Source organism: Gemmatimonadaceae bacterium (assembly GCA_030647905.1).
In the GTDB taxonomy this organism is placed as follows: domain Bacteria; phylum Gemmatimonadota; class Gemmatimonadetes; order Gemmatimonadales; family Gemmatimonadaceae; genus UBA4720.
The window spans coordinates 23,871-36,782 of the sequence record JAUSJA010000033.1 but is presented as its reverse complement, the minus strand read 5'-3'; the positions used below and the strand labels follow the sequence as shown (position 1 = coordinate 36,782).

Sequence of the window (12,912 nt, the reverse complement as noted above, 5' to 3'; positions counted from 1 at the left end):
GCGGGAATGCATCCAAGGTAGCAGTCTCAGGTTTCAAAGCTCTGGCGAGACCCACCCCCTCTCGGCAGGTTACCTCGACCGTCGGCCCATTTAACGAGGAGTACCCGTGCGCGCGTCGCCCCTGCGCTCATTCCTGTTCATCGCTTCCCTTGCGACCTTCGGCTCCGCCGCTGACGCGCAATCACTCGTCATTCCGAGCGCCGAGATGCACTGGCGCCACATCGGGCCGTTTCGCGGGGGCCGGGGGCGCGCCGCGGCAGGAGTGCCATCGCAGCCGAACACCTTCTACATCACCTTCGACAACGGCGGAGTCTGGCGCTCGACCGACTTCGGCTCCAACTGGTTCCCGCTCTTCGACGACCAGCCCACGGGATCGATCGGCGCCATCGCAGTCGCGCCATCCAACCCCAACATCATCTATGTAGGCAGCGGCGCCGGAATCATTCGACCCGACCTCGCTACCGGCGACGGGATGTACAAGTCCACCGACGCCGGCAAGACGTGGACGCACCTCGGCCTCCGCAACAGCCAGATGATCGCGTACATAGACGTCGATCCCGGGAATCCCGAACGCCTCTTCGTCGCAGTACTTGGCCATCCGTACGGGCAGAACGAGGAGCGCGGAATCTTCCGCTCCACCGACGGCGGACAAACGTTCGAGAAGGTTCTCTACCGGGACGAGTACACGAGCGGCAACGATGTCCGCATAGATCCGGCCAATCCGAACATCGTCTACGCGGCGCTCTGGCAGCAGCAGCAGAGCTTCATCGAAGGACAGGGATTCGGCGATGCGGCCAACGGCGTGTTCAAGTCCACCGACGGCGGCACCACATGGAAGCAGCTCACCACTGGATTGCCGGGCGTAATCCAGGCGAACATCGCGATCGCACCGAGCAACTCGAAGGTGATCTATGCGCTCGCATCCACGGCGACACCGACCAACAGCGTCACCGGCGTGGTGAATCTCTACAAGACCACCGACGGCGGCGAGCACTGGGCACCCGTAATCAGCGACTCGACTCAAGTCGTGGATCCGCGGCCGCTCGCGCGCATCGGCGGCGGCGACCTTCCTACAGTTACCGTCGATCCGAAGAACGAGAACGTGATCTACAGCGCATCGGTTGTCATGTGGCGCTCCGAGAGCGGCGGCGTCACATGGACCGCCGTGCGTGGCTCGCCGGGAGGCGACGACTACCAGCGCATCTGGATCAATCCGGACAATACCGACATCATCCTCGCCATCTCCGATCAGGGCGGGGTCGTCTCGGCCAACCGCGGCGTGTCATGGAGCAACTGGTATACGCAGCCGGCGGCCGCGATGTATCACGTCTCCACGGACAATACTTTCGCATACCGTGTATGCGGCGGCCAGCAGGATGCCGGTTCCGCCTGTGTCGACAGCCGCTCACCCGACGGGATGATCACTTTCCACGACTGGCATCCGGCGAATATCCAGGAGTATGGAATCGCCGCGCCAGACCCGAAGGATCCGGACCTGGTCTACGGAAGCGCGCGCACCAACGTGTCGCTGTACAATCGCAGGACGTCGCAGACGACATACGTCGGACCTGACATGAGCGCCAAAGGCCCGAACAGCGAGAGCTACAACCGCAACGTTCGGACAATGCCGATCAACTGGTCGCCGCCCGATCCCAACACGCTGTACTACGTCTCCAACGCAGTATGGAAGACGACAAACGGCGGCAAGGAATGGACCCGCATCAGCCCCGACCTCGCCCGGCAGACCTGGGAAGTGCCCGCGAACGCCGGCAAGTACGCGAGCGGCGTCACCCCTGTCCCGCTCGGAGCGATTACGGCGCTCTCGCCTTCGCCGAAGAACATCGGCGTCATCTGGGCGGGCACCGACGACGGCAACATCCAGGTGACGACCGACGGCGGCGCGAAGTGGACGAACGTTACGCCGCCCGAGATCAAGCCATGGACGCGCATCTTCAACATCGAGGCGGGGCACTTCGACGTGAACACGGCGTACGCGGCCGCGAATACGATGCGTGTCAACGACATGAATCCCCACCTGTGGCGGACGCACAACGGCGGGCGCACGTGGACGGAAATCAACACCGGTATCGCGCCTGGCTCGGTGACGAACTCGATCCGCGAGGATCCGCAGGTCAAGGGACTACTGTATGGTAGTACGGACACCCAGGTGTGGGTCTCGCGTGACGACGGCGATCACTGGCAATCGCTTCGCCTCAACATGCCGGCGATCTCCGTGCGCGATCTTCAATTGAAAGACGACTCCGCCTGCCTCTGCTCGGACCTCATCGCCGCCACGCACGGCCGAGGTTTCTGGATTCTCGACAACGTGACGCCGCTCAGGGCGATGGCGACTGCTGCCAACACGCGGCTCGCATCATATCTGGTGAAGCCGGCAACAGCAGTCCGCGTGCGCTTCGCGGAGAACGATCCAACTCCGTGGCCGCCGGACGTTCCGGCGGGCGAGAATCCACCGCCCGGTGCGATCATCGACTACCACCTTGCCGCGAATGCCGGCACGGTGAGACTCGAGATCGTGGATGCAGCGGGCAAGGTCATTCGCGCATACTCGAGCAGCGACACGATTCCCGGACCCGATCCGGCATTGAATCCTGAGGCGTATTACGGGATCTGCCAGCGGAATCCCGGCGCGCCACGCTGTTCGGTTCCCCTGTACTGGGCCGCTCCGGACGTGGCGCTATCGTCGCGTGCGGGAATGCATCGCTTCAGCTGGGACATGAGATACGATCCCATCGATGGAACGGCGCCCAGCGAGTCGGCAACCGGAGCGGTGCCGCATCGAACGTACTTCGCCGCAACTACGCCGTGGGCGCCGCCAGGCTCGTACACAGTGCGCCTCGTTGCCGATGGCAAGATCTGGACGCAGCCGCTCACGCTCGTTCTCGACCCTCGCGTGAAGACCCCCGCGTCAGCGATCGCGCAGGTCGCGGCGCTTTCGCGTGAGATGTACGACGGAGCGGTCGCGCTGCGCGCAGCCTACGTGGCGGCGCGTGCGATGTCCGATCGACTGACGAGTGCCGGCGACTCGGCGTTGAAGTCGCAGGTCGACTCCATCGCACCGCCACCTGTGAGTGGCACGAGGCCCGGATTCCGTCAGGCGCCGAGTGGGCCGGCTACTCTGGAGAGTGCACGTGCGGCGATGATGGCGGCGGCGATGGCGATGCAGGAAGCCGATGTCGCTCCCACCGCGAGAGAGTTGGATGCTGTGGCGAAGGCGAGACAGCAGTACAGGGATGTCATGGCACGCTGGAGCGCGCTCGTTGCAAAGCGACGTTCGCAGTAAGCAGCCGAACTCCGCCATGGCTTGTGGACGGTGCCGCTTTACGGCGTCTGCAGACGACGGCTCCTTGATCCGACCAACCGCCGCCCTATCCTGAATTGCGAACGTACGTTCGATATAATACATGTCAGTTGCCGAGGGCCGGTGTTCAAGGGTGATTGCCCTGCATGCGCGCCCCCCGGCCGCGAGTTAAGCCCGGTTGCAACCGGAGGATTCGACAGTGGGATACACCTTCAGAGGTTTCCAGATCGACAAGATCGGTGTCGTCGGATCGGGGCAGATCGGTCCCGACATCGCGCTGTATTTCGCCAAGTCCCTGTGCGCCCGCGATGTTGCCGTCGTCGTCGTTGACGTCTCCACCGCGGCGCTCGAGCGCGGACGCGCCAGGGTGGAGCAGAAAATCGCCAAGGGGCGCGAGAGCGGCGCGTTCACCCCGGAGGCGGCAGAGCGCATGGGGCGCCTGCTCACCTTCACCAGCGACTACGAGCAGCTGCGCGGCGCGAGTCTCGTCATCGAGGCGGCCACGGAGAACCTCGACGTCAAGCGTCGCATCTTCGCCCAACTCGAAGAGCTGTGCGGTCCCGGGGCGATTCTCGCGTCGAACTCATCGCACATCGAACCCGATGAGCTCTTCGCGTCTCTTGGCGCGCGACACCTCACCCTCGTCATTCATTACTTCTTCCCGGCCGACCGCAACGCGCTGGTGGAGATTGTGCCCGGTCGCGAGACCGCCCCGGCGCTCGTCGACGCATTGATGGCGCTGTATGAGGAGATCGGCAAAGTGCCCGTCCGGGTTGGCGGGCGGTATGGCTTCGCCGTGAACCCTGTGTTCGAAGGGCTGTTCCTCGCCGCGGCCCTCGCGGTGGAAGAGGGGCTGGGGTCGACCAGGGAGGTCGATGCGGCCGCGCGCACCGCCCTTGGCCTTGGCGTGGGCCCGTTCACGGCGATGAACCTCACGGGGGGCAACCCGATCACCAATCATGCGCTCGATGAAATGACATCGAAGCTCGGCATCTGGTGGCGTTCACCGCGGCTGATGCGGGACGCGATCACCTCGGGCAAACCGTGGGACGTTCCCGGGCGCGACGAACACATCGTCATGCCGCCGGAACAGGAGGAGCGGATACGCGACGCAATGCGCGGCGCGTATTTCGGTCTCGTGGGACAGATTCTCGACAGCGGGATCATCTCACTCGCCGACCTCGAGGTCGCAGTTGAAACCGGGCTCGCGATGCGCTCGCCGTTCGGGTTCATGAATGAGCTGGGGGTCGGTACAGCGCTGACGCTGGTCGAAGCGTACGCCGCAAGCCATTCGGGGTTTGCCGTTCCGCGCTGCATCTCGGATCAGGCGCGCGACGGGCATCCGTTCCGCGTCAACCACGTGCTCAGGCGCGACGCGCTCGACGTTGCCGTGCTCACCATTCGCCGGCCGCGCGTGCTCAACGCGCTCAACGATGACGTGTTCGAACAACTTTACGAAAGCTTCGTCGCCTTGAAGTCGGACCCGAAAATCGCGGCCGTAGTGCTGACCGGTTTTGGCACCAAGTCATTCGTCTCCGGCGCCGACGTGAACTTTCTGTCGCGTATCGAAAGTCCGGCGCACGGCACGATGACGTCGGAGCGTTCGAAGCGCGCCGGGAATCTGATCGAACAGCTGGGGAAACCCGTCGTGTGCGCGCTCAACGGCTCGGCGTTGGGAGGGGGCAATGAGCTCGCCATGTGCTGCACTGCGCGCGTCGCGCGCAAAGGTCTCGCGCTGGCGGTTGCACAACCCGAAGTAAACCTCGGGATCGTCCCCGGCGCCGGCGCTACACAGCGTCTCCCGCGTCTGGTGGGCATCAGCAAGGCCGCGGAAATGCTGCGCACCGGGCGCGGTCTGTCGGGACCGGAGGCGGTTGCTTGCGGTTTGATTCGCGAGGAGGTTGACGGGGACGTAGTGGACCGGGCGATCGAGCTCGCGCGCGCGGCGGCGCGCGGCGACGTCACGCTCCCGGTGATTGATCCAGGTGCGATGGCGACGCCGGCGGAACTTCCCCCGGTCGAGCTTGGCCACAGGAGCCGCGCCATTGACGCACTGATGTGCCGCGCGCTGCTCGAAGGATGCAGCAAGCCACTCCCCGAAGGCCTGCACTTCGAATCGGAGATGTTCGGGCAGTGCTGTGCGACCGAGGACATGCGGATTGGCGTGGGGAATTTTCTCGCCAACGGCCCCCGCTCGAAGGCGGAGTTCGTGCATCGGTGAGCTGATCGCTGCGCACTGTGGAACCCGTTTACGCGCGAAGACAGGAGATGCCATTCAGCGTCAGGCGAGAGCGCAGCTCACCGCGGCGGGTGGACAGCTCGAGCTGCTACGTCACGTGAACGAAAGTGCGGTAGAGCTCCTCCGCATGCTGCTGGCGAAGGACGGTTACACCGTTGATGTCGCTCTGCGCGGCCAGTAGGACTATCGGACAACCGTTGCGGGGGATATTAAACGCCGTGCGACGTCCCACTGGAGATATCATGAAACGAAACACAGCCACTTCGCTCGGCCTTTTTGCTCTTCTCTCCTGCTCCGCGATCGTACCGGTCGCGCTGGCCGCGCAACAGACTGCGACGGATCCATTCATCTGGCTCGAGGATATCGACGGCAAGCGCTCGATGGACTGGGTCAACGCCAAGAACGCGGCGACCATCGCGGTGCTCGGCGCCACGCCGCTCTATCAATCGATCTACGATCGCACGAAACAGATCCTCGACTCGAAGGACAGAATCGCGTATCCGCGCATCGTCGGAGACATGCTCTACAACTTCTGGCAGGATGCCGATCACAAGCGCGGTATTTGGCGGCGGACGAGCTGGAGCGATTACATCGCCGGCAATCCGAAGTGGGAGACCGTGCTCGACGTGGACACTCTGGCCAAGGCGGAAGGCGTGACGTGGTCGTGGGGTGGCGCCGATTGCTTCGATCCGGAGGAGCGGCTGTGCATGGTCTCTCTCTCGCGCGGTGGGTCGGACGCGAGCGAGGCTCGCGAGTTCGATCTCCGGAGCGGTCAGTTCGTGAAGGATGGGTTCCGGCTGCCGGAGGCAAAGAAGTCTACCGCGTGGGTCGACGCGAACACGCTCCTGGTGGGCACGGACTTCGGACCGGGCTCGATGACCACCTCCGGCTACGCGCGCGTGATCAAGCTCTGGAAACGTGGTACACCGCTGTCCTCCGCGACGATAGTGTACGAGACGCCCGCCGAGCATATGGGGGCGTTTACAGGAGCGAGCGACGCGGGCGATCGGCGCTACGTCGTGGTCTACGACAACAAGACTTTCTACGAGGGTACGAAGTCGCTGTATCGGGACGGCCGCCTGGTCAAGCTCGACGTCCCGGCGGACGCGGATCTGTATCTGGTGCGCGATCAGATGGTCGTGTACGTGCGCGATCCGTGGCAGGTTGGTGGGAAGACATGGGGCACGGGATCACTCGTGGCGATGCCGGTCGACGACTTTCTCGCCGGCAAGCGTGACCCGAAGCTGGTGATACAGCCCGGGCCTCGCGAAACGATCAACAGCATCGCGTCCACGCGCGACTATCTGCTGATCAACGTGCTCAATAACGTGCGCGGCGAGCTGCGCCGGTACCGCCACGAGAACGGCGCCTGGTCGTTCGAGAAAGTGCCGGCACCTGACCTCGGCGGCATTGCCGTGATGGCGAGCTCGCCCAGGTCAAACCGGTTCTTCTTCTCTTACACGAACTTCATTCAGCCAACCACGCTCTATCTCGCGAGCGAGGATGGGAAAGTCTCCGAGGTGAAGCGGTTGCCGGCGCAGTTCGACGCGAAAGGCCTGCACGTAGAGCAGATGGAAGCGACGTCGAGGGACGGAACGAAGATCCCCTTCTTTATCGTGCACCGCGAGGGGATGGCGCACGATGGCAATAATCCGACGCTGCTCTACGCTTACGGCGGGTTCGAGTCGTCGAGTACGCCATCATACAGCGCTACGGTCGGCGCCAACTGGCTCGAGCGCGGCGGGACTTATGTGCTCGCGAACATCCGCGGCGGCGGAGAGTTCGGCCCGGCGTGGCATCGCGCTGGTCTCAAGGAGAATCGCCAGCGCATTTATGACGACTTCGCGGCGGTCGCCGAAGAGCTGATACGCCAACGCATAACATCACCAGAGCATCTGGGGATCATGGGCGGCAGTAACGGCGGCTTGCTCGTGGGCGTTGCGTTCACCGAGAAGCCGGAGCTGTATAAGGCGGTTGTGATCCAGTCACCACTGCTCGACATGCAGCGCTACAACCACCTGCTCGCCGGCGCGAGCTGGATGGCGGAGTATGGCGATCCTGACAAGCCGGAGGAGTGGGCTTACATCTCGAAGTACTCGCCCTATCAGAATCTTCGGGCTGGTACAAAATACCCCAAGGTGATGTTCACGACGACGACGCGGGACGATCGCGTGCATCCCGCACATGCCAGAAAGATGGCGGCGAAAATGGAGTCAATGGGATTGCCGTTCTATTATTTCGAGAATACTGAAGGCGGCCACGGTGCGGGGGTTACGAACGAGCAGAGGGCGAAGAGTTTGGCGCTTACGTATGCTTATTTGTGGCGGCAGTTGGGTGGCGGCCCGAGTATGTGATGAGTGCGCGAAACCATCACCAGCCCCTACGGCGTCAATGAGATCGGGGAGCATTACCCGGAATCGTGTCGCTGAACGCTCGCGCTCAGCTACGTGACATTTTCATGACATCTGCATCCTGAGCACCTATAAGTTGTAACAGACCCGCGATTTTCCCCGGCCCTCTTATCATGATGGTCTTACGCTCTCAACGGCGCCTCATCGCGCTGTTTCTGGCGGCCGTCCTTCTGCCTTGTGCCGTGCTCGTACTGCTCACGGTGCAGAGCATGCGGCAGGAGCGCGAGCTGGCCGGGAAGCGCTCTGTGGACGACCGGGCTCGCGTATTCGTGCAGGTTCGGCAGGCCCTTCGTGCACGACTGGAAAGCATCACGTCGCAGGAGTTGAGCACGCGTGCCGCGCGCAGCTCTGTCGCCCGCAATCTGTCGTACACCGATTCCAGCGTGCGGCTCGTCGCCGACGTTGTTGGTGGCCGCCTCGTGCCGCCATGGCAAGCGGTAGCCCGCGTGAGCCTTTCCTCCGCTTCGTCCGGGGGAGTATTTGGCGACAAGCTTCGCCTCGCCGAGTCTCAGGAGTTCGGGCGCGGAAATCTCGTGGAAGCGGCCGCGCTGTATCGGGAGGCAATAGCCGCGGGTCGTCGCACCGAACAGGCGGGTTATGCACAACTCGCACTCGCTCGCGTGCTCGCAAGGCTTGGTCAAGCTCGCGAGGCGACGGCGCAGTACGCGCAGGTCTTCGCGCTCGGCTTCGATGCCGCCGACGAACATGGGGTGCCGCTCGCGCTCTATGCCGCCACAAAGCTGACCGATAGCGGACCGGTGCGCGTGCTGGACCGGCTATCTGACGAGACCCGCCAGCGGTGTTGTCTCGCGCCTGAAGCGCTCTATATGCTTCGACAGATTGTCGATACCCTGACGCCTCGTGCGTCGCGCGAGCGCGAGGTCGAACAGTCCGCGTCGCTGCGACGCCTTCTCGATGAGCGCATCCGTACAGCGGAGCAAACCGTCGCCTTGGAGTCGGAGCTTCCTGAGCTTGGACTTCGCCCGCTGCTGCACGCCGGTGCGACGTCTGGTGCGCCGCGCTGGATCATGTATGGGCGCGAGCCTTGGTTCGTGGGCGCGGCGACGATCGCAGGAGATAGGGCGTCGGTGCTCATTGCGATCGACGCTGCACGCTTTCTGACGACGGTCAACCGCACCCTCCCATCAGAACTCGGGGTGAGCGGCCACATTCGTATGGCGCTGCCTGGCGACACAGCGGAACGGCTGCTGGGCCCTGACTTCGCCTTTCTGAGCATGGAGCTCGGGCCCGTCAGCGGGCTGTCCGGGGACCGTGGCATCGCGCGACCGTTCTACCTCGGCACGCTCATTGTCGTCCTTGGCGTCACGCTGTTCGGCGCCTACCTGCTTTGGTTCGACGTGCGGCGCGAGCTGCGCCTGGCCAACCTGCGGTCGCAATTCGTCGCCAGCGTATCGCACGAATTGAAAACGCCCCTGACGGCGATCCGAATGTTCGCGGAAACGCTGTCGCTCGATCATTTCCAGGATCCCGCCACTCGGCGCGAATACCTCGACACAATCGTCAACGAGACGGAACGCCTGACGCGGCTCCTCGATAATGTGCTCGACCTCTCGAAGATCGAGCGCGGCCAGAAGCAGTACCGGTTGGAGCCGACGACGCTGGCCGACGTCGTCGAGCGCTGCGCGCGGATGCTGCAGTATCCACTGGCGCAGCACGGATTTCGCCTTCACGTGGAAACGGCTGACGCGCTGCCACGCGTGGCCGCCGACGAGGATGCCGTGGAGCAAGCGGTGCTCAACCTGCTCACCAATGCCATGAAGTACTCGGGCGAGAGCCGCGACATCGACCTGCGCCTGCGCCGCGTGAATGGCGAGGCGATCATCGACGTTCAGGACCGCGGCGTGGGAATTCCCGCCACGCACAAGGCGCGCGTGATCGAGAAGTTCTATCGCGTACCCTCGGCAGAAAATGCAGGTATTCCAGGCGCCGGGTTGGGTCTTACACTCGTCGAACACATCGTAACCGCGCACGGCGGCCGTCTGGAAATCGAGAGCGAGGTGGGACGGGGGAGCACGTTCTCGATTCACCTCCCGCTCGAGCCAGGCAGATGAGCCGCCTGCTCGTGGTGGAGGACGATCCTGCAATCCTGCGCGGGTTGAGCGACAATCTCAGGCTTGAGTCGTACGATGTGGTGACGGCGATTGATGGAGATTCGGGTTTTCGCATGGCTCGCGATGGGGGGTTCGATCTGGTGATCCTCGACGTGATGCTGCCGAAGCTGAGCGGCTTCGACGTGTGCCGGCGGCTCCGCGAATCAGGGGCGAGCGTTCCGATTCTCATGCTCACCGCGCGCGGCGAAGAAACGGATCGCGTGCATGGCCTCGATCTCGGCGCGGACGACTATCTCACCAAGCCGTTTTCGCTCCGTGAGTTGCAGGCGCGCGTGCGCGCACTGCTTCGCCGTCGCAACCCCACCACGCAACTTCCCGACGAGGTGAGGTTTGGCGATGTCGTCGTGGATTTCCGGCGCTTCGAGGCGCAGCGAAGTGGAACTCCGCTCAAGTTGACGCGCAAGGAGTTCGGAACGCTTCGTCTGCTCGTCGGCCGCGCGGGAAAAGTCGTCACGCGGTCCGAGTTGCTGGAGGAGGTATGGGAGTATCGCGAGTATCCCACGACGCGCACGGTGGACAATCACGTGGCGTCGCTGCGCGCAAAGATCGAAGACGATCCAGGCAATCCGCGGCATCTGCTCACGGTACATGGCGTGGGCTACAAGTTCGTCTCGTGACAAAAACTTTGCATTTACTGGAAGCGCACGTGACACATGGCGGGGCAGCATGCTCCAGTTTGGAGAACAACCAGAACGTCTCCTGATCCACACAGAGGGCACCATGAAGCGCATCGTCCTGACATGTCTTGCCGTGCTCCTGACCCTTGCCGGCACCTCACCGGCGTCGGCGCAGAGTGGGACCGATCTCTTTCAGCAGGCACTCCGGAAGGAGCGCGTTGATGGCGACTTGAAGTCCGCGATTGCCCTGTATCAGCGCATCCTCAACGAGCACTCCACCGATCGCGCGCTGAGCGCGAGGACACTTGTGCAGCTTGGGCAGGCGTACGAGAAGCTGGGGAACGCGGACGCCACGAGTTCGTATCAGCGCGTGATTCGCGATTACGCGGATCAGTCCGAGCAAGTGGCGGTCGCCCGTGCACGCCTCGGCGCTCTCTCGGCGGGTGCGACAGTCGCGACAAACGGCTCGACGCTGGCCGTGAGGAGGGTGTGGGCGGGAGCGGATGTGACGGGCAAGGTTTCGCCCGACGGCCGTTTCCTCTCGATCACGGACTGGGAGGCTGGCGGAAATGTCGCCATCCGCGACCTCGCCACCGGCCAGAACCGGCGGTTGACCGACCAGGGCAGCCTGACTGGGTCGGGGGGGTTCGCCGAGTACTCCGTACCCTCGCCCGACGGCAAGAGCATCGCCTACGCCTGGAGCGGCTCGAGCGGCTCGAGCGGCGGGTACGACCTCTACGTCGTCGGGCTCGACGGCTCGAAGCCGCGGGTTCTGCGGGCCGCCGAAAGTGGAATCCAACACCACATCCCGTTGGCATGGTCGCCTGACGGCAGGCAGTTGCTTGCCGAATTCACGAAGATCGATGGATCCCGCGACATGATGCTGGTGGCCGTCGCTGACGGCTCGGCGAAACTGCTGAAGGCGGCGGGAAGAGGACTCTCTCCGGGCGGAGTGTTCTCGCCTGACGGATGGTACATCGCGTGGTCCACCATGGAGGGGTTCTCGCTGTTCGAACTTCAGACGGGGATTGAGTCGCCGCTCATCCCGGATCGGTCGAACCACAGCGTCATGGGCTGGGCTCCGGACGGGAAGCACATTCTGTTCTCCAGTGAGCGTTCGGGATCGGCCGACGCGTGGCTCGTCGCGGTGGCCGGCGGGAAGGCGCAGGGCGAACCGGTGTTCGTCAAGAAGGACTGGGGTTTCCTGCCCATGGGGTTCACCCGCTCGGGTGCCTTCTACTACGCGGTCAACAACAACGTTTGGGGCGTCCAGATTGCCGAGCTCGACTCGGCCATTGGAAACGTGCTCTCACCGTCACAATCTGCATTCCGGCACGGCAACATGCGTGGGTCAGACTGGTCTCCTGATGGACGCTCGCTCGCGGGCATTGTCTCCAGCGAGCCAAGCCAGGCTGTGATCATCCGCTCAATGGACACGGGCGAGGAGCGAGAGCTTCGGGTCGGGGAGAGGACAATCGGGATGGGTAGCCTACGCTGGACGCCGGACGGAAAGGCCGTCGTGGTTCCGGCAGATGAGGCTGGGAAGGGCAAGAGCCTGATACGAGTTGATGTCCAAACGGGGCAAGTGACTTCGCTGATGCCGCTTCCGGCTTTGGGAGGCTGGCCGCGCTTCGGGTTTTCCCGGGACAGCAACACGATCTTCTACGTCAAGAAGTCTGGTCTCGTGGCCCACGATCTACGGTCCGGCCAGGAGACGGTAGTCATTGAGAAACGAGGGCTCTACGCGGGCGTGCGGTCGCCCGATGGCCGGCGAGTCGTGATCGCTGTGAACGAGAGCGGGTCACAGATCCTGCTCGTCATGCCAGCCGCTGGGGGAGAGACCCGGGAGTTGGTCAGGGTCGACGGCGAGAAGGAGATCCCCTTTTGGGGTTCGCCGACGTGGACGCGGGACGGCCGCTACGTCGCCTTTCTGAAAGGTATCAAACGAGAGGCGCAGGTTCCCTACAGGAATCAGCAATGGCAGTTGTGGCGTGTCGCAGCCGAGGGCGGAGAACCGCAGCGGATGGGGCTAAACGTTGCCGGTCAGTTGACAGGGGGGCTGCGGCTGCACCCCGACGGCCGTCGAGTGGCGATCGACGATGTCAAGGTGAATCTGGAGGTCTGGGTGATGGAAAACTTCCTGCCAAAACCGGAGTCGCCGACAAGAGCCAAGCGCCGCTGACCGCTGCGCCGG

7 protein-coding genes are annotated in these 12,912 nt (G+C 63.6%); 6 read left to right on the top strand and 1 reads right to left on the bottom strand.

Features of this window, described 5'->3' with window-relative positions; all coding sequences use genetic code 11:
* Positions 1-106 precede the first annotated feature (106 nt).
* The 3 genes from Q7S20_11615 to Q7S20_11605 all read left to right on the top strand — a co-directional run bounded on the left by Q7S20_11615 (position 107) and on the right by Q7S20_11605 (position 7,912).
* Positions 107-3,301 (top strand): hypothetical protein, encoded by a 3,195-nt coding sequence (locus Q7S20_11615; protein ID MDO8502478.1) that lies wholly within the window; start codon positions 107-109, stop codon positions 3,299-3,301.
* A gap of 217 nt (positions 3,302-3,518) precedes the next feature.
* A complete protein-coding gene (locus tag Q7S20_11610; GenBank protein ID MDO8502477.1) occupies positions 3,519-5,540 on the top strand; it encodes a 3-hydroxyacyl-CoA dehydrogenase NAD-binding domain-containing protein in 2,022 nt (673 codons plus the stop codon).
* A 260-nt stretch (positions 5,541-5,800) separates the two neighbouring features.
* Entirely contained in the window at positions 5,801-7,912 is a 2,112-nt protein-coding gene (locus tag Q7S20_11605) for a prolyl oligopeptidase family serine peptidase (GenBank protein MDO8502476.1), read from the top strand.
* 179 nt (positions 7,913-8,091) lie between these two features.
* On the opposite strand, the gene Q7S20_11600 is transcribed toward Q7S20_11605, so the two are convergent.
* Positions 8,092-8,403: a hypothetical protein gene (locus Q7S20_11600; protein MDO8502475.1), complete on the bottom strand. Its 312-nt coding sequence runs from the start codon at positions 8,401-8,403 to the stop codon at positions 8,092-8,094.
* A 99-nt stretch (positions 8,404-8,502) separates the two neighbouring features.
* On the opposite strand from Q7S20_11600, the gene Q7S20_11595 reads away from it, so the two are divergent.
* The 3 genes from Q7S20_11595 to Q7S20_11585 all read left to right on the top strand — a co-directional run bounded on the left by Q7S20_11595 (position 8,503) and on the right by Q7S20_11585 (position 12,900).
* Positions 8,503-10,041, top strand: coding sequence for a HAMP domain-containing sensor histidine kinase (locus Q7S20_11595; GenBank protein MDO8502474.1), 1,539 nt, complete (start codon positions 8,503-8,505; stop codon positions 10,039-10,041).
* The gene (locus tag Q7S20_11590; protein ID MDO8502473.1) at positions 10,038-10,718 is read left to right on the top strand and encodes a response regulator transcription factor; all 681 of its coding nucleotides are present in this window, start codon (positions 10,038-10,040) and stop codon (positions 10,716-10,718) included. Before Q7S20_11595 ends, Q7S20_11590 begins: the two co-directional genes overlap by 4 nt.
* Before the next feature lie 103 nt (positions 10,719-10,821).
* Positions 10,822-12,900, top strand: a complete 2,079-nt coding sequence (locus Q7S20_11585; GenBank protein ID MDO8502472.1) for a hypothetical protein — start codon at positions 10,822-10,824, stop codon at positions 12,898-12,900.
* Positions 12,901-12,912: the final 12 nt, after the last annotated feature.